The organism is Helicobacter sp. 16-1353, assembly GCF_003288815.1.
Taxonomy (GTDB): Bacteria; Campylobacterota; Campylobacteria; order Campylobacterales; family Helicobacteraceae; genus NHYM01.
On the sequence record NZ_NHYM01000007.1, the window covers coordinates 16,060 to 36,673 of the forward strand.

Genomic DNA, 20,614 nt, shown 5'->3' on the forward strand with positions numbered 1-20,614 from the left:
CTCCTTATGCGCGTAAAGTCGCAGGATTCACTTTATATTCACCTATTTTATTACCTTTGACATCTATCATATGCACTGAACAAGCAATACAAGGGTCAAATGAATGTATAGTTCTAATAATCTCTAATGGTTGGGTTATATTTTGAACTTTAATTCCTATCAAACTAGCTTCATAAGGTCCTTTTTGACCTTTTGCATCTCTAGGTCCTGCATTCCAAGTGGATGGAACGACTGCTTGATAATTTTCAATAACACCATTTTTGATTCTAACCCAGTGGCTCAAAGTTCCTCTAGGAACATTACCGATATATCGCCCTTTATATTCCTTGTTTTTATCGATTACATATGGGGCGCAAGTCGTTTTATCTGTTTTGATATTTTCTATTAATGAATTAAACACTTCAATACCATAATCCGCAGATAATTTACATTCCAACGCCCTAGCCGCAGTCCTACCTAATGTGCTAAATACCGCACTAACAGGCAATCCTGTATCTTTTAAAAACTTTGTAGCAATAGTGGTAATTCTAGGATTCTTAGCAGCTAGTCCCACAACAATCGCCGCCAAAGGTCCAACTTCCATCGGCTCTCCATCGTATCTTGGCGATTTAATCCAACTATACTTACCATCTGTATCTAATAGTTTGCTACTAACTTCTTTTGAATCCACCCCAATACTAGTGCCATCTTTAAACCCTGTATAATTAGGATTTGTTTTGCCATCATATGGTTGAAGCGGTCCATTGTCCTTATACCAAGAATGCGTAGCATCCTCTGTGATTAGATTTTCATCAATTGGATGAAGTTTTGTTATATCATAATCTTTTACAATTCCCGTGCTATATAGATATTCGCCATTGCCAATTGGAATCTCCTCAAAACAAAGGAAATTCTTAACCCCAGAGCCTTTAAGGACACTTGGCTCATTTTTATAAACCTCAGCTGCCATCAAAATATCCGGATAATATGCTCTATCCACGAAATCCTTAACATATTTATATTTTAAAAGCCAATCACCCAAACGACTTGGGTCTAAAATATCCATAACAGAAGTAACACCACCAACAGTTAGGCTTTGTGGATGTGGCTGCTTAGAGCCAAAAATCGCCATCATTTGTGCGGCAACTCGCTGAACCTCAAGTAATTTTAGATAATGCGATAAAACGATTAGATTCTGCTCTGGGCTAAATCTATATGTTTTATGTCCCCAATAAGCATTTGCAAATGGTCCTAAAGCTCCTTTTTTTACGAAATCCGCAACCCTAGTTTGAACTGCCTTTAGCTCATCTTCACCTGTATTCATAGGAAAATCGGCATAATTAAATGCGAGTTTTGAAGCCTTTGCAGGTGAAGCGCTAAGCGCAGATACTACATCACACCAATCCAATCCGTGCAATGTGTAAAAATGCACTGTGTGGTCGTGTAATACAAGCGAAATATTCATCAATGAGCGGACTAATTCGGCATTTTTTGGCGGGATTATACCTAGTGCATTTTCAACCGCCGAGATTCCAGCCTTATAGTGAGAATAAGTGCAAACACCGCAGATTCTCTGCATCATAAATCCAGCATCTCTTGGGTCTCTATTTTGCACTATTCGCTCTAAACCTCTCCAAAGTGTAGAAGATGAAAATGCGTCCTGTATCACATTATTTTCATCTACTACAACCTCAATTCTTAAATGCCCTTCAATTCTTGTTATCGGGTCAACTACGATTCTTTTTGTCATTTTAACTCCCCTTAATCTTTACTTTTTGTTACAGCAGAAATAGCAGCATGTGCAGCAATACCAATTGCAGTAGCACTCAATAGCACAATGCCAATAGTATCAGCAGTCTTGTCTGCACCCAAGCCATCAAATTTTGTTGCATATAGTTTATTTGCAAGTGGCTCTTCAAATGGACTCATAGTATCCCAGAAATTCGGCTCACTACAACCGATACATCCGTGCCCAGCTCTTACAGGCCAACTTGTGTGGTCGTTAAACCCAAGTCTAGAGCAGTTATTAAATGTATATGGACCTTTACAACCCACTTTATACAAGCAATATCCATTTTGTGCTCCCTCATCACCGAAGCTTTGGACGAATTCTCCAGCATCAAAATGTCCTCTTCTCTCGCATAAATCGTGGATTCTATGTCCGTAAGCCCAAGTTGGGCGATTATACGCATCGATTGCTGGAAGTGTGCCAAATAAAATAAAATGCAATACGCTTCCTACGATATTTTTCTCACTTGGCGGACAGCCGGGGACATTTATCACAGGCTTATTTGTGATTTTGCTAAGTGGCATTGCATTTGTTGGATTTGGATTTGCCGCTTGGACGCCACCAAAGCTAGAGCAAGTTCCAATAGCAAATATCGCTAAAGCGTCTTTTGCCGCTTCCCTTGCATTATGTGCTCCTGTAGCTCCGTGAGCCCCAATTGTGAGATAAAACTCACTTCCACCAGATGGGATTCCGCCCTCTACCATAAGGATATATTTCCCTTTATAATCCCTTATAGCATTTTGCATATTCTCTTCTGCTTGCCACCCAGAGGCAGCCATAACGGTCTCGTGATATTCCAAGCTAATATAATCAAAAATTAGGCTATCTATGCTAGGTGTAGAGCTTCTAAGTAAGCTTTCGCTACAGCCCGTGCATTCCGCCATATGTAGCCAAACTACCGGAATTCGTCCAGCTAATTCCGCTGCTTTTGCTGTTAGCGGAATAAATGAGCTAGGAAGTGCTAGAGTAGCAGTCATAGCAGCTGCCCATTTCATAAAATCCCGTCTTGAAATTCCATTATTATCCAACATGTCTTTGACATTCCCACTATTTTTATCAATTCGTGTTGGTAATTTTTCTAACTCCTCAAGCCTTTTTAAGGCTTCATTATATGCAAGATTATCCTTTTTAAACATTGATGAAATCTCCTTATCTTTAAAATAAATCTACAAACTATAATAATACAAAACACTAAAATAAAAGTAACAATTTCTAATCTATTTTGCTATTTTCACTACTTTATTACAAAAAGTAATAACAAAAATAAACTATGAATTTTAGCATTAAAAAATATATTTTTCTTGATTATAATCTTGCTTATTTTTTAATATTTTATGCTAACTTTTATATATTTTAAGAATACAGAATCTTTAAGAATAAATCTTATTTTTTACCCTAATTGCAAAAATATAAAAAAATGGCGTATTAATCAAACTTAGTATAATTTTCACACTAAAATCAAGTAATGCACTAATAACCACCGCTTTGAATCCCCAAGTAGCCAAAAATGCGATATGGAAAAAAATCATAGTATCAAAAAATTGTGCGATTATCGTGGAGGCATTATTCCTAAGCCACCATAGTTTTGGAAATAGTTTTTTCAGCATAAAAAATATATAAACATCTAGATGTTGCGAAATAAAGAATGCGAAAATAGAAGCAATAGCCACAGAAGGTTGCGAGATAAAAAAAGATGGCAAAAACGCAAATAAGATTCCATAACGAAGCATTTTTAACACATCTTTTTTATTATATTTTTCACTCAAAATATCGAGGAATAAAAAACTAAAAGGATATATCAAAGCTCCGTAAGTAAGGTAAGAGGAGCCGATTTTAAACTGCACACTATAATTTGCCAAAACAACAATAAATGCAAAAATAAAAGCAGTGATAAAAATCATTTTAGAAGACAAGAATAATCCTTTACATCTAATGAATATCAGCTAATTTTAGTGTAAATTCTACTTCGCTTTTTGTTATCATTAATTCTTTTGCGATAGATTCCACACTCCAACCATCTTTAAACATTGCTATTATTTTTCTATCATCGACATTGCTTGAACTACTTGGAAAGTAATTAAATTCTTTTATTTTATCTTCAATAATTGCAAGTTTATTATCCACATATTCGCGGTCTTTTTCTATTATTGCATAAATATCGTTGATACTATTTCTAAAATCTTCCTTTAGGTTTTTTTGAAATTTTTCACTATATCCATTTTCTAATTCATTATTTTTTAGGAATTTCTGAATCTTATAAATTTCTTTATTTAGGTCGTCGAGTGATTTTTCATATCGGCTTAATCTCCTTTGAGATTCTCCATCTTTGATATAAAAAAATATAAGGATTAGCACAAAAAGAATAATCACTCCAAGATTTACAATAAGCATTCCGCTCATAAATTTCCTTTAAATATTTAACTCTAATTTCGTATTTTAGCCTAAATTTTATTTCCTTGCTTTAGCTCTCTTATAATACTTCTCTCCCTTGAGGCTATATAATTATCAAAATCAACTACATCTCTATTGTGCATTAGTATTATTTTAGCGATTTTTGGCTTTAATGCTTCAAAAAAAATAGGTATTTTTCTAATAGGAAAAACAGCAATATCTAATCTAGCATAATATTTTTTGTGAGATTCTAAAACATCATTTGCAAAAACCAATAAATTATGTCCAATGGAATCCAAATATAATGTGGAATCTAATGCAATATATTCTTTCTTTTCACTATTCATTGTGTTAATGGAATTACTCAATGCATCTATTTTTCTATGTAATTCTACTAAGAGTTGTATAATAGGCTCACTTTCATCTACTATTTTGCCTCTTGCACGAATATTTTTAAGCCACGAGCCAATAGGGTCATCATTATTTTCGGATAATAAATCAAATTCATTTTTAAATATTTCTTCATTATTATCTATTTTTGAAAATTCAATCTTAAGTGGTGCTTTTATAATCCTCGTTTCGAAATAATTCATAAAGCATAATCCAATATTATAAATATTAAAAATACAAATCCCAAATAGCCATTTGTTTGAAAAAATGCTTTTGGGATATTTAAAAAATCTTTATTAACTAAATAATGCTCATAAACTAACATTATAACAGCACTTAAAAGTCCTAAATATGAGAAGATTCCGCCATTACTATAAATTACAAATAAAAGCCAAAACAAACAAGCCATTATATGGCAAAGCCTAGAAATAATTAATGTTGCTTTTACACCATATTTAGAAGGTATTGAAAATAGCCCATTATCTTTATCAAACTCAATATCCTGTAAAGAATATAATAAATCAAATCCCGCAACCCAAAACATAACGCCAATAGCTAAACATATGCTCCATAGCGGAATGCTTCCTAAAACTGCTATAACTCCAGCTATCGGGGCAAGAGAAAGGGATAATCCAAGTATAAAATGTGCTAAAACGCTAAATCGTTTGAAATATGAATAAATGGCTAAAATAAATAAAAATGGCAAGGATAATTTAAGTGCTAAATCATTTACTAAATATGATATAAAAATAAATAAAACTGCATTAATGATAACAAAAATAAGTATCCCAAAAGATGAGATTCTACCATCAACACTTGGGCGATATTTGGTTCGTGGATTTTCCTTGTCTATATCTATATCGCAAAAACGATTAAAAGCCATCGCGAAATTTCTAGCACTAATTAAAGCTATGGCACAAAGCATTAGAATCTCCCAGCCAAACCAGCCTTTTGCCGCAACTACCATAGCAATTAAAATAAAAGCTGATGAAAATATGGTATGTTGAAATACAACTAATTCACTTAGAATCTTAAGTTTTTTAAACATTATTTTATACCCAATGAAACTAATTTCTTAAATCCATTTGCTACGCTCAAATCGCTTTTCTCAACACTATCTTTTTTAGCATTTAGCAAGAATCCAGAAGTAGGATTCGGCGTAGTGGGGACAAAAACCCAATATGAATCTTCTAATTCTTTTGTTACAAAGCCCATTACCTTATAATCATTTATCGTTACATATACTACGCCTAAATAATTATCCGCACTTTTTCCAGAAAATAGATTTACCGCTTCTTTAAGTGTAGAGTAAATAGATGCTATAACGGGAATCTTGCCAATTATAAGCTCTGTGATTTTTAATATTATGGCATCTCTATTTCTCTCCACAACAAAACCCAATAAAAAGAAAAATACAATAACCAAAATACAAATTATAGTCGTCGCTAGAAAACTACCAGCTGTGCTTGAAAATATATAATATACAATGCCACTAATTGCATTATATACGATTTTTATAAGCCATAATAAGATTATTATCGGTAGTAAGGCTAAGATTCCCTTGAAAAAATATGATAAAAATGTATTCATAAAAAGTCCTTTACAAATAGTAATACTCCATATAGAAAATAGATTCCAGATAGAGCAAGAAGTAATAAATAGATTCGCTTAGAAAACATTGCCATCAACGAACAAACTATAAAAATAATAAAAAACCAAAATGGCGTTTGTAATTTTACATTAAAAAAATCATAATTTATAACAGCAAAGAGTGGCTCATCTAAGATTCCCCCAAATCCTATAATATGCAATAATAACACTAATGGATAAAAAACCACAAAAGCAATCGCTATTAATGGTGATAATAATTGATACAAACTAAATTCATAGAAAAAATAATGCGCAATGGGTAGCATATTTAAAAATACAATAAAATTTAATAGCAACACAAATTGCCAATTTTTGATTTTTGGAATATGCCTAAGATATAGATAAATATAGAATACACCGCTAACAGAAAGCCAGAATCCAATAGAAAAAAAGATTTTAGGAAATAACGCCAATATAAACAAAGCACATATAAAAAGTAGTTTAAAGCTAAGCAATTTTATCCCAGAATACAGCACAAAAAACCCAAATGCAAACATCACAAATGAGCGTAAAAAGCTAGGATTAAAATCAAGCACAATGAGATATAAAAATGCGATAATTAGAATCATAAAATTTAAGTCATAAAATTCATTTCTATAACTAAAATATCTTTTTTGTAGGATTCTATAAATTGGTGCAAAAACGATATATAAAGCGAGTGTTAAGATTCCAAGATGGAATCCACTAATAGCAAAAACATGTGCTATCCCAAGAGATGCGGTAACTTCCCTAAGTTTCGGTTCCATCGGGTGTGCTAAAAATATATTTTTATACAATGAACCAAGCAAATTTATCTCAAATTCACCAGATTTATATAGATATTTATCGCTATGCTGGGAATCTATATATTCATTAACACCACTTCTATAATCCTTTTTATTGGTTAATGAAATATCAAAACTAATAATAAAACAGCTTTTTAGGTATTGCAAAAAATTACAATCCTTACCTAAAATCCCATAAACACGGACAAATCTACCTCTTATATCTCTTAAATCATCTCTTGATATAGTGTAGAATATTTCCCCATCAATGCTTTTGAGTTTTAATACAAAATAATTTTTATCCGGCTTTTTGTATTGCAATAGCACTTGTGCATTAATATTGACATTTTTTTCTTTTGTGAGATTCTTGTATTTATAATATTCATAGGAAATAGAAGCAATAAATATAAGTAAAATAATTATTAGAAAATAAATCCAATCTTTAGTATTATTAATCAAATCTAATTCTAACGAAGAATGGATAGTTTTCATATTCTCCCTTAAAAATCCATTGAAACAATTGAATATTACTTGATAAAATAATACCTAAAAGAATCTATGTCTTGCTTATATATTTCAAGTATAAATTATAAGTTTAAATTTCATTTTATTGTTGTAGCAAATTTTCCCAAAGCCCTCTAATCGCCTCTTTGGAGAATTTTTCTTGCACGATTTGCTTGGCATTTTTGCCAAAATTTTCTCGCATTTTCTCATCGCTCATTAGCATTTTTAGGGAATCTGCAAAGGCATTCAAGTCATTATCGCTCACCAAAAAGCCACTTTTTTCATTCTCAATTATATCGCTTGGTCCAGTTTTGACATCAAAAGCCACGCTTGGTAGCCCAAAATATCCGCTCTCTAAAAGCACCATTCCAAAGCCCTCATAGTGGCTTGTAAGTGCATAAATGCTAGATTTGGCATACTCATTTTGGATATTTTTAGTAAATGGTTTTAGCACTATGGAATCGCCCAAATTCGCCGCTTTTATTTTTTTCCAAAGCTCATTTTTTAGGATTCCATCGCCTACAATGTGGAGCTGCCACTTGGAAAACTCCGCCTTGAAGCTAGAATCTTGTGCCAAAATCGCCCAAATATCAATAAGCCGCAAAAATCCCTTTTGATTATCGTCCATTCGCCCAATGGATAGGACGATTTTTTGGCGAGATTTTTGGGAATCTATGGGGCTAAAAGGCGTTAGGAAGTTTGGAATTACAGCGATATTTTTATGATATTTCTGCCAAGTTTCTAGCTCTTTTTTGGAGAGAATAACAAGCATATCAAAGTAATTATTTCGCTTGTGATAGCGAGTGAAATTTAGATGAATTAGCTTGATATATTTTGCGACTTTGTGGCGGAAAATAGGCGTATAAACCCAGTCGCTAATGATGAAAAAATCAATATCTTTATAGCGTTTTTTAATATGGAAGCTTAAAAGTGGCTTATAGAGATTTTTAAAATAGAATTTTTTAAGCACATTTTGCGTCCATTTGGCACTAAAATCACTCTCGCCAATATCGCAATAAAAGCTAAGTTTGACATTTTTTAGACTATAGGGCAGAGTTTTATTGCTTCGATAAAAGCTTAGAATTTCCACGCTATGCCCACTTTCCGCGAACAAATTCGCTAGATTTACCACCACACGCTCCGCTCCGCCAGTGATAGAAATATCGCCGATAGTTAGCAAAATGCGTTTGGGCGATTTGTGGGGGTTGGTGAGATTTGGACTATGTGAAACTGTTGGATTATGTGGATTTTCTAAACTCGCTAGATTCTGCGAGATTCCTAGATTGCGCGGAATCTGTGTTTTAAGCAAAAATCCCATTACAAAGCCAAACATTATAAAAATCGGCTCTAAGATTATGGGATAAATCGCATCAAAAACGCTCTGTGTGGCAAGTCCGCAAAGGAAAATAAGAAATGATAATGCGATAAATGTGGTCGTTGAATCTTGCTCTATTAGATTCTGCTTCGGTAGATTCTTGGGCGGATTTTTGCTAGATTCCACATTTTCCGGAGATTCCACATTTTTGGCAGAATCTAAAACTTTCGTAGAATCTAACATTTTCGTAGAATGCTCCGGCGAATCTAACCCAAGCGATTTATTTAACGCCCTTTTTGCGCTAACAAACATAAAAATATACATCATTACCACAAGTCCAAAGCCAAGAATCCCAAACATAAAAAATAGGCTAACGACATAATTATGCGGAGAATTATAGAGATTTACGCCATCTCTAAGCGAGTAGGTGGAGTTTTGGAGATTTCGCGCTCTGGATTTTTCCGGATTCTGCCCCGCTTCTTTGTAGTAAATATATAGATAACTCCCAATATTAAAGGGGCTAAGCGTATGTGGGACAAATGGCGAATCTAGGGCGGATAGAAAGGTGGACTTTCCCATAGCAATGCGAGAGAGCGAAGAGTGCTCCCAAGTAATCTCGCTTTTGCCGTTTTTTGTGCTTTCGCTCTTGCACTCCAACCAGCCATTAAAGCAGCCCTCGTCATATTTCCCCATTTCCCTTGGCGGAGTGTTCCACACGATGTGGAAGTTATCAACCATATGGGCGAAATTGTATCTTGGCGGAAGATTCTTTGAAAACTCATAAGCCACAAAGAAAAATACAACTAAAAATATCCCAAAAATAGCTAGAATCCGCCGCTTATATGGGTATTTCCAAAACACAAAGCAAGAGCAAATCATCGCCATAAATGCCACTAAAAATGAGCGTTCGCTATTTGCGATTATGGCAATTAGGCAGATAGCAATAAGGACTAAAAATATTGCCTTTTTCGCCCAGCTTCTAGCGATACAGAATCCCGCCAAAGCAAATGCACTAGGATAAAGCAGCCAGATATTATAAGTAAAAATCGACTGAAAGAAAAACGGCTCATTGTAGCCAAAGTCCCTACTCCACGAGCTAAAGTCATTTCTAATCCATACAAATATCGTAGCTACCACATTCACCGCACACATATAAACGAAAACATAAAAAAAGCCTAAAGCGTATTTTCTAGCGATGTAAAAGGCAAAAATATATGAGAGTAAAAACAGCAAAAAATACTTGAAAATATGGGAGTTTATCTCCTTTAGCACTTGCGAGAAGCTAAGCGGCATAACGGTATCAAAAACCAGCAATAGCGAGATAAAAACTAGCCCCAAAAAAGTAAAAATGGGAATCTTAATCGCCCTAAAAGAATCTAACGAAATAAGCCTAAAATGCGTGATTATAAGCACCACTCCGCCAAGTAAAAAGAAAGTTTGCGTCCTTAGAGAGCCGTTAATACCGAATGCATACAAAATCATACCGATAGCAAATAGGGCAAATGTGATTATTTGGGACTTTGGAGATGGTGCATTGTGTGGCGTTGGGCTTTGGAGCGTTACTTGGTGTGGTAGAAACTCTGTGGGCGATATGGCATTGTGTGGCGTTAGGGGCTTTTTCATATCGCCACCTTAGCTGGATATGTAATTGATAATGTGGCAGATTTTTTATGGGTGGAGAATCTAGCGTTTAAAAAACTTAGTTGGCGGAATCCAAAAGCGAAACTAAAAGAAGCGAATCTAAAGAGATTAAATCGTTTGTGGAATCCAAAAGTGGAGAATCTAAAAAGGGCGAATAAGTGGGATTTGAATGTGAAAAGATTTAGAAGAAAAAATTTGAGTGGTGTGAAAAATTTTAGTGGCGAAAGATTCCGCCACTTTTTAAAAGAGTGTTTTAGGCTTTGGAAGCTCCATTTGGTGGATTTTTGCGTGAATCTACAAATGATTTTGTGGAATCCGCAACAAGTGAGCCAAATATAAATGCTAAGCTTAGAGCTAAGAATGTGGATTCTGGGTGTCCTGTGAGTGGGTCGCCACTTGTTCCAGCTCCGATATAAAGTAGCATAATGCCCCCCCCTAGGATGGCAGAAATTGGGAGTGCAGAGTTAGGCTGAGTTGGGGTAGATTCCGCTAGATTAGTGGATTCCGTGCCGGAATTTAAAGCGGATTCAATATTAGATTCCGCACCGGAATTTTTGATGGAATTAAAGCCAAATTCCACAGATTCCACTCTAGATTCTGCGGATTCTGCCCTATTTTTACGCCATATTTTAAGATACTTCCAGCCCATATTAAATACCGCAAAATAGAAAAATAGTAGGCTTAAAAGCCCTATAATCCCACGCTTTGCCATAAAGTTAAGAATATCATTATGTCTTTTGCCCCGCCCATCGCCGATAGTATTGATATTTTTATCCGTGCCACTTAACTCTTTAATCTCAGTAGTTCGTTCCGCCGCACTTTTTGCACTTAGTCCAATTAGTGGCGAAATCCTAAACATCGCTAATGCTTCCTTATACATCACCAGCCTAAGCCCAATTGATGAGCTATAATCGCCACTTTTGATTTGCTCTAGTTCGCTCTGTGTGTATTCTAATCTATCGTGTGGCGTGGCTTGTGCGACTATGTAGCCGATAATTCCAATTAATAATAAAAATGATAAAAAGTATTTTAGGGCAGTTTTTAGATTTATGATTTTGGTAAAAATACTAAAGATAAATAGCACCACACACGCAAATACAACGCCCAGCACGACGCCTCTAAGCCCACTTCCCACGACTCCAGAAAATGCCAAAAGCGAGGCAATCAAAAAAACTGCCTTATATTTATGGGAGCTAAAAATAAAAAGGATTAGATTCATCACGCATAATGCCCCGCAGATAATGCCAAACTCATTTATCCCGCTAAAGCCCTCTACCCTAGCCCCAGCGTATAATAAATCTGTAAAAATATAAAGTTGCGATAATGCGATAAGTCCATTGATGATTCCAGCCGCACAAATCGAAAAATACAATATGTTTTTATTGATTTGTGGCTTTGTTTTGAATAATAAAAGAATGATAAATGCGAATAATAAATATTTGCTAGGTAAATCTAACTCGCTAAATCCAATTGATAAGCTACTATTTACCAAAAGTGGCGGGAGTGCGGAAAATGCCATTAATAAAAATGCGATGAAAAGAAATTTTTCCTCTTTTTCTAGGGCGAAAACTGCGAGTTTTTTTAGCTTTAAAAAAATGTAATATGATAGCAAAACTAAAAATAGCAAAATGCTACATACTTGCACACTAGGGCGAATCCCACTCGTTACAAAAAACCCCACCACAAGCAATGAAAACAAAATATAAAAAATTCGCATAAAAGTTATCCTTAATATCTCTTAAAATCTCATAATTAAAGCGGAATCATATCATCTAAATCATTCAATATTTTCGTTTCGCTCTGCTCGGTAATATGGCTTTCAATGCTAACAAATCTTGTATATTTAGTATCCATTTTAAGCTTTATTGTGCCAATAGGTCCATTTCTATGTTTGCCTATTATTAGCTCAGCCTCTTCATTATCCTGCTCTACTAATATCTCTTCTTTTGGAGGTGGTTTACCCTCTTTTTTTGCTTGTTCTATTTTTTCTTTCATATCTCTACGCTTATAAACTGCATCACGATAAATAAATAAGATAATATCTGCGTCCTGCTCTATTGAGCCTGATTCCCTTAAATCACTCAAAATCGGGCGTCTATCGCCTCTACTCTCTAATGTCCTATTTAATTGACTCAATGCAAGAATAGGAATATCTAATTCCCTAGCTAGAATCTTCAAACCTCTAGAAATCTCGGCAATCTCTAAATGCCTGTCCTTATTCCCTATGCCAGACATTATTTGCAAGTAATCCACAATAGCTAAAGATATACTAGGGTCTTTTGACTTTAGCTTTCGCAATTTACTTCTTAAATGCGTTATATCCAAGCCACCGCTATCATCAATATAGAATTTCCAAGATTCTAATTTGTCGCAAGTAGATTGAAAATAATTCCACTCTTTATCATCTAAATCACCTATGCGAAGTCGCTGTAAAGGAATATTAGCGATGGACGACATCATTCTTAAAACAATCTGTTCTGCTCCCATCTCAAGGCTGAAAAATGCAACTCCTTTACCACTTTTTAGTGTGGGTATTAACATATTTAATGCTAAGGAAGTTTTCCCCATAGCAGGGCGAGCCGCTAAGATTATCAACTCTCCTTTATTAAATCCAGTGGTATATCGATTTAATTCAGGGAATCCTGTATCAACACCTATTAAATAGCTATTACCTCGTTCTTTTAGCTCTTTTATCATCGAAATCACAGAAGAAGTAACATCGCCAAAAGTCCTAAACTCCCTATTTGATGATTTGCTTTGGAGATTGAAAATCTCGCTTTCTAATTCATTTATGATTTCTCTTGAGGGGAGATTTATATCAATACTTTTTTCTTTAATAGTATTTGCTAGGTGATGTAATTTTCGTTTTAGGGATAAATCCTGAATCTCTTTTACATATGATTTAATGTCGATTATAGGGGCAGTTGATATAATCTCAAAAATATCTTCATCGATATTTGCTTTAGATGATAATTTTTTGCGGATAAACTCCTCATTAATAGGCAAATCAAGTCGTTTTAGATTCCCCATTGTTGCAAAAATAATAGAGTGATTATGGTATCCAAAATCACTAGGTCCTAACTCATCTTCGATAGTATCAAAAATATTAGGGTCAAATAATATCGCAGATAATAAGGACCTCTCAATTGGGATATTAAATAAATCGTGCATTACTTGCTATTTTGATATTTTTTTATTGAGGATTCTAGAATCTCATAGGCTTTGTCTTTATTTTCATATTTCTTAACTCTTACCCATTTATCATTTTCAAGCATTTTATATGTCTCAAAAAAGTTCTTAATTCGTGCCAATGTAGCCTCTGAAATATCATCAATATCTTGTATATTTGTATAATTTGGGTCAATATTATCAAGCGGTAATGCTAGGATTTTCTCGTCCATTCCAGATTCATCTTCCATAATAAGAACGCCAACTAATCTAACCCTAATAATACTTCCTGCTTGAAGTGGATAGTTATTTAACACCAAAATATCGACTGGGTCGCCATCATCTGCCAAAGTATCTGGCACAAATCCATAATTTGCAGGATAATAAACGGCACTATACATAACCCTATCAACTACAATTGCACCTGTTTCTTTGTCAATTTCATATTTTATATTTGAGCCATAAGGTATTTCTATAACCGCATTTATATAATCTTTTGTTCCATATCCTATTTTGTCTAAATTCATTTTTCTCTCCTTAAATTTTACTTTTTATATAAGATTCCATCTCACTAACAATTTCCTCGATACCTCGCTCACCATTAATTTTTTTTAAGATATTAAGGCTATTGTAGAATCTTTGAATGCTTTCTAAAGGTTCTAAATAAACACTCATTCTATTTTTGAAAACCTCAACATTATCATCGCTTCCCCTAGCTCTTCCAATAACTCTATCAAAAGCAGTTTCTTCGCTAACAACAACCTCAATCACACTAATCAAATGCACTTCGCTTTGCGATTTTAAAACCTTGTCTAATTCTTCCATCTGCTCTACACTTCTAGGATAGCCATCAATTAAAATGACATCTTTTGGTGCATTTTTAAGTGCTGATAAAATAGTATCGACAACAATATCCAAAGGCACAAGATTCCCTTTTGAGGTGTATTTATCGATAGTTTTTCCAAGCTCTGTTTCTTTTGCAACCTCCTCTCTAAGTAAGTCGCCCGTTGAATAATGCACTATCATATCTTTATTATTTTGTGCGATATGCTGTGCATCTGTGGTTTTTCCACTGCCCGGAGCACCGATAATTAAAAATAACTTTTTCATAAATCCTCCTCTAAATTTTTTTATCTTTTATCCGCAATCCAAGTTCATCTAATTGCGATTTATCAACCTTACTTGGAGCATCACTCAAAAGGTCTGTGGCTTTTTGAGTTTTTGGAAAAGCAATAACATCACGAATGCTATTTTGTTTCGTAAGTAACATTATCAATCTATCAAATCCAATAGCAAATCCTCCGTGTGGCGGTGCTCCATAGCTTAGTGCCTCTAATAAAAAGCCAAATTTCTCATTTGCTTCATTTTCATCAATATCAAGCAACTTAAATACCTTTTGTTGAATATCACTTTTATGGATTCTAATACTTCCGCCACCAAGCTCAACGCCATTTAAAACCACATCATAGGCGATAGAAGTCATATCTAGCGGATTAATCTCATCGATATTATTTGGCATTGTAAATGGGTGATGAAGTGCTTTAAGGCGATTTTCATTATATTCAAACATAGGAAAATCCACAACCCAAAGAAATGCAAATTTATCTTCATCAATTAGATTCATCATAGAAGCAATTTTTAATCTTAATCTTCCCATATAATCCAAGATTATCTCTTTTTCACCTGCACCAAAAAATACAATATCATTATCGCAAAGTTTAAGCTTATCACGCATTTTAGCAACAGAATCACTGCTTAGAAATTTTACAATTGGACCTTTTAGTTCCCCATCTCGCACTTGGATATAAGCTAAACCTTTCGCACCAAATTTCCGCACAAATTCATCGCACTCACCTAGAATCTTACGCGTAAAAAAGCTATCGCCATTTGGAATCTTCAATGCCTTAAATCTATTTTTCTTTAAATCTTTGGCAATAGAGCTAAAAATCTCATTATTGGAATCTACAAAAAACTCACCTACATCAACCAAAGGAAGTTCAAATCGTAAATCTGGCTTATCGCTTCCGTAGTTTTCCATCGCATCATTATATTGCAATCGCATAAAAGGCGTCTTAATAGTATATCCGCATACTTCAAAAATATCTTTCAATAAAGATTCTGCTACATTCATAACATCATTTTGATTGCAAAAACTCATCTCAACATCTATTTGGGTAAATTCTGGCTGTCTATCAGCTCTCAAATCCTCATCTCTAAAACATTTTGCAATTTGAAAATATCTATCAAATCCGCCAACCATAAGCAATTGCTTAAATAATTGTGGGGATTGCGGGAGTGCAAAAAATTCTCCATTGTAGATTCTACTTGGAACTAAATAATCTCTAGCACCTTCTGGTGTGGCTCTCGTTAAAATTGGGGTTTCAATCTCCAAAAAATCCATTTTGCTAAGTGATTGCCTAACCTGCAATGCAACTTTACTTCGTAGTTTAAATATTTCATAAGATTTATTAGACCTTAAATCAAGATAGCGATATTTTAATCGTAATTCTTCGCTTGTATTTGTGTCTCCTATGGTAATTGGCGGAGTTTGGCTTTTATTTTCTATAATTAGCGAATCCAACTCAACCTCGATTTTGCCTGTTTTTAATTTTGGATTCTCTAGTCCTTTCCCTCTAGGGCGAATCCTACCTTTTGCGATTAACACAAATTCATCTCTAACCTTACTTGCGGTATTATAGGCTTTGCTATTTGGGTCGCAAACTAATTGCACAATCCCGCTTTTATCTCGTAAATCAATAAAAACTACGCCCCCGTGGTCTCTATAGGTATTACACCAACCGCATAGCTCAACTACTTCACCTATATTATTTTCGTTTAATTCTGTGCACAAATGAGTTCTCAACATCAATAAATCCAACTTTGTATTTTAAATTTTAATTTTGCGATTTTATCACAATTTGATTATAAACTTGTATTCTCTAATATTTTCCTTAGCTCAAATTCAATCTCAATCGGTTTTAGCTTCGTTATAAAAGCATCGGCTTTGAGCGATTTTGCCATTGAAATATTAGATTCGCTACTCATTGAAGTATTAATTATCACGGGTATATTTTTAAATTCTGGGGTATTTTTAACTTGTTTTAAAACCTCAAATCCTGATATTACGGGCATTTCTAAATCTGTTATAATAGCCCCAATAGATGATAAATCATTAGTTTTATGCAAATATTCTAATAAATCACCACCATTTGGAAATGAAAAATACCTAAGCCCCAATTTTTCTAATATTAACTGCATTGATTTTGTAACAGATTTGGAATCTTCTGCTAAAAGTATGATTTTATCTGTATATATTTTTTCTAAGGTTTGCATACTTAATGTATTATAATCCTTTATCATTGGAAATATCTCGCTCAACATCTTTTCAACATCAAGCACTTGGACAATCTTTCCATCATCAAATTTTGTAGTGGCAACGACTTTTCCATTTTTTTGGAATCCATATTCACTTCCAGTAACTACATCGTTCCAATTTCGTTGGATAATTCTCTTCACAGAGTGAATCTTAAGACCCACAGTATATCCGCTAAACTCACAGATAACTACAAGATTCTTATTTGATTGTATGGAATGCTCTTTTAGATTATTTATTGTGGAATCTGGATTGAAATAAAGCCATCTTTTCAAATCAAGTAAAGGTATGGATTCCCCTCTCATTGTTATAAATCCTAATACAACATCATTATCTTCGCCCTCTGTTTTTGTGATAACATCTGTATAATGCACGACTTCACGCACTTTAAATACATTCGTAGCGTATAGCTCACCATCTTCCTCAAGCAAAAAGCATAGAAATTGCACTTCATTTAATAAATGCAATTCTGAAGATTTCACAACTTCTTTTACCAATTTATTGTCCTTGAATATATTAAGATAAAAGTTATTATATAATTTCTAGCTTTAAATGTTAAGATTAAATCATAAAAAGAGTTTAAGAAATGATTATTGATTACAATACCTACAAACAAAAAACAGAGATTCTAAAAAAAATGGCTTATCATTATTATATGCTAGATTCTCCAATCGCGAGTGATGATGAATATGATACATTATATGCTGAATTAATAGAGTTTGAAAAGCAGAATCCACACCTAATAGATTCCACATCTCCAACGCAAAGGGTTGGAGATAAGATTAGCGAATCCTTTCCAAAAATTGCCCATATAGAAAAAATGTGGAGTTTAGATGATATTTTTAATGAAAAGGAGCTAAAGTTGTGGATTGAGCGAATCTATAAAAATGCAAGAAATATGGCTTTTATGTGTGATGCGAAATTTGATGGTGCAAGCTTAAATCTAACCTATGACAATGGTATTTTAATCACAGCTACCACAAGGGGAGATGGTAGCATTGGCGAGATGGTGATAGAAAATGCAAGGACAATTAATTCAATCCCGCTAAGCATTCCTTATAAAAATAAAATTGAGATTCGAGGAGAAGTGGTAATAAGCAAAAATGATTTTGAAAAGCTAAATAACGAGCGATTAGAAAATGGAGAAAATATTTTTGCAAATCCAAGAAACGCAGCTTCTGGAAGCTTAAGGCAATTAGATTCTAAAATCACAAAAAAACGAAAATTAAGATTTATTCCGTGGGGATTTGGGTATTGTGAGATACAAAATAATAGCTTTTTTGAGCGTTTGAATCTTATAAAAAGCTTTGGTTTTATAGATACGAAACTAAGCAGACTTTGCAATAATATAAATGAAATAGAAGAATTCTATCAAGAATTGGTTAATATCAGGCATTCATATGAAATTATGCTAGATGGAATGGTTATTAGGCTTGATGATATACCAAAACAAAATGAGCTTGGATATACAAATAAGAATCCTAGATTCGCGGTTGCATATAAATTTCCCGCTATAGAAAAACAAACAAAAATCTTAGATGTAAGCTTTTCTGTTGGGCGAAGTGGGGTTATCACTCCTGTAGCAGAACTAGAAAAAGTAAATATTGAAGGTGCTAATATAAGCAAAGCGACTTTGCATAATTTTGATGAAATAGAGAAAAAAGATATTAGGATAAATGACACTGTGCTTATCATTCGAAGTGGTGATGTTATCCCAAAGATTATTAAGCCTATAAAAGAATTGCGAAATGGTAGCGAAATAAGTATCAAAAAACCTACTATTTGTCCTGTTTGTGAGACTAAATTACTAATAGAAGATATTTTAATCAAATGTCAAAATCTAAAATGCAAAGCTAGGGTAAAAAATGCGATTATTCATTTTTGCTCTAAAAAAGCAATGGATATAAATGGATTGGGTGAGAAAATCGTAGATTTTTTATTTGAAAATGGAATAATTAGCAATATCAAGGATATTTATAGTATAGAATATACCGCATTAGAGGGGAAAGAGGGTTGGCAGGATAAAAAAATAAATAATCTTATAAATGCGATTGAAAACAGCAAAAAAACACCATTATGGCGTTTTATAAATGCACTTGGAATAGAGCATATTGGAGAGGGCACGAGTAAGAAACTAGCTTCTGTGCTTGGCTTTAGAATCTTTGATATAGATTATAATGGATTAATGAATGTTGATGGGATAGGTGAAGAGAGTGCAAATTCTATATTGCTATTTATGAATACAAATAGAAATCTAATTAATGAATTATTAGAAATCATAAAACCACAAGTGGAATCTCGCCAAAACAGCGATATATTAAGCAATGAAATTATTGTTCTTAGCGGAAGTATGTCAAAACCAAGAGATGAGATTGCCGCTAAATTGGAATCCTTGGGAGCAAGTATTAGCTCTAGTGTTGGCAAAAAAACAACAATGCTTGTTATTGGTGAAAATCCCGGAAGCAAAAGGGATAAAGCCCTTAATCTTGGAATAAAAATCGTTAATGAAGATGAATTAAATGAGATAATAAAAAAAGCAGAATCCTAATATACATTGATAAAAACAGGTAAGATTCCTAGATTCTGTAGATATGTTATACAATAAATGATAAATGCTCCAAGTATCCAAACAAAGGCTCTTTTTATTTCTTTATGTAGAAAAAATGGTCTAATTTCTAATCTCTCGCTATATCGAAATTTACTAAAATTTGGGAAAAATCTAGGGGTTGATTTTAAAAATATCTTATAAGATTCCCCAAACTTATCGCTTAAAAACTTCTCTTCGCCTAAAATCGTAAAGTGATAAATAACAAGAAATAAAACAGCTCCTATGATGATTAGAATAATTTGTCCTTTTAAAAACAAAACCCCAATTAACCCAACAAACGAAAAGAAATATAGAGGATTCCTGCAAACACTATAGATTCCATCATTTACAAAGCTAGTGCCATCATTTCCGCTATTTTTCATTCCGCCAATGTAGAGTGTAGAGTAGATTCTCCCTAAGATTCCAATAAATAATAAAAGTAATCCTATGATATTAAATATATTTTGCATATAATAAAGTTTATTACCGCTAAATAATATCCACATTAAAAATATAATGCCAAAAATCCACTGCCAAATCATTCTATTAAATCTCAAAATTTCTCCTTTATTGCTCTATGCCACTAAAATCAATTTCTGGCTTATTTTTAATATAGAATTTTACATCATTTGGGGATAAATATTGATATATTTTTTTCTTACTTAACATTCCAGCATTATCAATACTTATGATAAATACAAGCTTTTCGCACTCAAGCCTTACGCGAAGATGAAATGTTTTCCCAATATCAAAATCATAATATCTACCTTTTATATATGAATTTTTAGTATTTTTTTCTAAATTATATATAAAAACACTACCTAAAACCTCCCTATCACGAAGCGAATATTGCTCATTATGAATATCAAGTTCGCTAAGAAGAGAATCTAGATATACGACTTTATATCCAAAATATTTACCATCTTTTTTAATTATCTCAACTATACTTGTTCGCCCAGTAACTTCATCTTTTGGACTAAGCCAATATCCTGTAATATCTGTATTACAATTTGCGATAAGTTGGATATTTAGTATAAAAAATAAAATAAATAGAATACGCAAA

Annotated in this window: 19 protein-coding genes; 2 read left to right on the top strand and 17 right to left on the bottom strand. The window is 33.5% G+C overall.

Features of this window, described 5'->3' with window-relative positions:
• Positions 1-4: 4 nt before the first annotated feature.
• From CCY99_RS05435 to CCY99_RS10025, 9 genes are all read right to left on the bottom strand, one after another.
• The gene (locus tag CCY99_RS05435) at positions 5-1,729 is read right to left on the bottom strand and encodes a nickel-dependent hydrogenase large subunit (RefSeq protein WP_112060402.1); all 1,725 of its coding nucleotides are present in this window, start codon (positions 1,727-1,729) and stop codon (positions 5-7) included.
• Positions 1,730-1,740: 11 nt separating this feature from the next.
• Complete coding sequence (locus CCY99_RS05440) at positions 1,741-2,904, bottom strand: hydrogenase small subunit (RefSeq protein WP_112060403.1); 1,164 nt, start codon at positions 2,902-2,904, stop codon at positions 1,741-1,743.
• A gap of 234 nt (positions 2,905-3,138) precedes the next feature.
• Entirely contained in the window at positions 3,139-3,681 is a 543-nt protein-coding gene (locus CCY99_RS05445; RefSeq protein WP_258443576.1) for a queuosine precursor transporter, read from the bottom strand.
• A gap of 16 nt (positions 3,682-3,697) precedes the next feature.
• Positions 3,698-4,168, bottom strand: coding sequence for a hypothetical protein (locus tag CCY99_RS05450; RefSeq protein ID WP_258443578.1), 471 nt, complete (start codon positions 4,166-4,168; stop codon positions 3,698-3,700).
• Positions 4,169-4,209: 41 nt separating this feature from the next.
• Positions 4,210-4,752, bottom strand: coding sequence for a hypothetical protein (locus tag CCY99_RS05455; protein WP_112060404.1), 543 nt, complete (start codon positions 4,750-4,752; stop codon positions 4,210-4,212).
• Positions 4,749-5,597 carry a menaquinone biosynthesis prenyltransferase MqnP gene (mqnP, locus tag CCY99_RS05460; RefSeq protein WP_112060405.1) on the bottom strand — a complete coding sequence of 283 codons (849 nt, stop codon included), beginning with the start codon at positions 5,595-5,597 and terminating at the stop codon, positions 4,749-4,751. The genes CCY99_RS05455 and mqnP overlap by 4 nt, the downstream gene beginning before the upstream one ends.
• Positions 5,597-6,139, bottom strand: a complete 543-nt coding sequence (locus CCY99_RS05465; RefSeq protein ID WP_112060406.1) for a DUF502 domain-containing protein — start codon at positions 6,137-6,139, stop codon at positions 5,597-5,599. The genes mqnP and CCY99_RS05465 overlap by 1 nt, the downstream gene beginning before the upstream one ends.
• Positions 6,136-7,455 (bottom strand): ComEC/Rec2 family competence protein, encoded by a 1,320-nt coding sequence (locus CCY99_RS05470; protein ID WP_112060407.1) that lies wholly within the window; start codon positions 7,453-7,455, stop codon positions 6,136-6,138. Before CCY99_RS05470 ends, CCY99_RS05465 begins: the two co-directional genes overlap by 4 nt.
• A 115-nt stretch (positions 7,456-7,570) precedes the next feature.
• Positions 7,571-10,405 (bottom strand): glycosyltransferase family 4 protein, encoded by a 2,835-nt coding sequence (locus tag CCY99_RS10025; protein ID WP_112060408.1) that lies wholly within the window; start codon positions 10,403-10,405, stop codon positions 7,571-7,573.
• Positions 10,406-10,438: 33 nt separating this feature from the next.
• On the opposite strand from CCY99_RS10025, the gene CCY99_RS09335 reads away from it, so the two are divergent.
• Positions 10,439-10,762, top strand: coding sequence for a hypothetical protein (locus CCY99_RS09335; RefSeq protein WP_146744946.1), 324 nt, complete (start codon positions 10,439-10,441; stop codon positions 10,760-10,762).
• On the opposite strand, the gene CCY99_RS05480 is transcribed toward CCY99_RS09335, so the two are convergent.
• Genes CCY99_RS05480 through CCY99_RS05505 form a run of 6 tightly spaced genes read right to left on the bottom strand, consistent with a single transcriptional unit; the run spans position 10,677 to position 17,461 of the window.
• Positions 10,677-12,140, bottom strand: coding sequence for an O-antigen ligase family protein (locus CCY99_RS05480; protein WP_112060409.1), 1,464 nt, complete (start codon positions 12,138-12,140; stop codon positions 10,677-10,679). The two genes, CCY99_RS09335 and CCY99_RS05480, sit on opposite strands and share 86 nt — an antisense overlap.
• Positions 12,141-12,175: 35 nt before the next feature.
• On the bottom strand, positions 12,176-13,594 hold the full coding sequence (locus CCY99_RS05485; protein WP_112060410.1) for a replicative DNA helicase: 1,419 nt from the start codon (positions 13,592-13,594) through the stop codon (positions 12,176-12,178).
• Positions 13,594-14,118 carry an inorganic diphosphatase gene (ppa, locus tag CCY99_RS05490; RefSeq protein WP_112060411.1) on the bottom strand — a complete coding sequence of 175 codons (525 nt, stop codon included), beginning with the start codon at positions 14,116-14,118 and terminating at the stop codon, positions 13,594-13,596. Before ppa ends, CCY99_RS05485 begins: the two co-directional genes overlap by 1 nt.
• 10 nt (positions 14,119-14,128) lie before the next feature.
• Positions 14,129-14,701 (bottom strand): adenylate kinase, encoded by a 573-nt coding sequence (locus CCY99_RS05495; protein WP_112060412.1) that lies wholly within the window; start codon positions 14,699-14,701, stop codon positions 14,129-14,131.
• Between the two features lie 10 nt (positions 14,702-14,711).
• Positions 14,712-16,454 (bottom strand): aspartate--tRNA ligase, encoded by a 1,743-nt coding sequence (gene aspS / locus CCY99_RS05500; RefSeq protein ID WP_181646855.1) that lies wholly within the window; start codon positions 16,452-16,454, stop codon positions 14,712-14,714.
• Positions 16,455-16,513: 59 nt separating this feature from the next.
• Positions 16,514-17,461 (bottom strand): chemotaxis protein, encoded by a 948-nt coding sequence (locus tag CCY99_RS05505; protein ID WP_112060414.1) that lies wholly within the window; start codon positions 17,459-17,461, stop codon positions 16,514-16,516.
• An 89-nt stretch (positions 17,462-17,550) separates the two neighbouring features.
• Here CCY99_RS05505 and ligA point away from each other — a divergent pair, with 89 nt between their 5' ends.
• A complete protein-coding gene (gene ligA / locus CCY99_RS05510) occupies positions 17,551-19,512 on the top strand; it encodes an NAD-dependent DNA ligase LigA (RefSeq protein WP_181646856.1) in 1,962 nt (653 codons plus the stop codon).
• Here the strand turns inward: ligA and CCY99_RS05515 are convergent.
• Positions 19,509-20,108: an isoprenylcysteine carboxylmethyltransferase family protein gene (locus CCY99_RS05515; RefSeq protein ID WP_112060415.1), complete on the bottom strand. Its 600-nt coding sequence runs from the start codon at positions 20,106-20,108 to the stop codon at positions 19,509-19,511. The genes ligA and CCY99_RS05515 overlap by 4 nt on opposite strands.
• Before the next feature lie 10 nt (positions 20,109-20,118).
• Complete coding sequence (locus tag CCY99_RS05520) at positions 20,119-20,613, bottom strand: DUF2147 domain-containing protein (protein WP_181646857.1); 495 nt, start codon at positions 20,611-20,613, stop codon at positions 20,119-20,121.
• Between the last annotated feature and the right edge of the window lies 1 nt (position 20,614).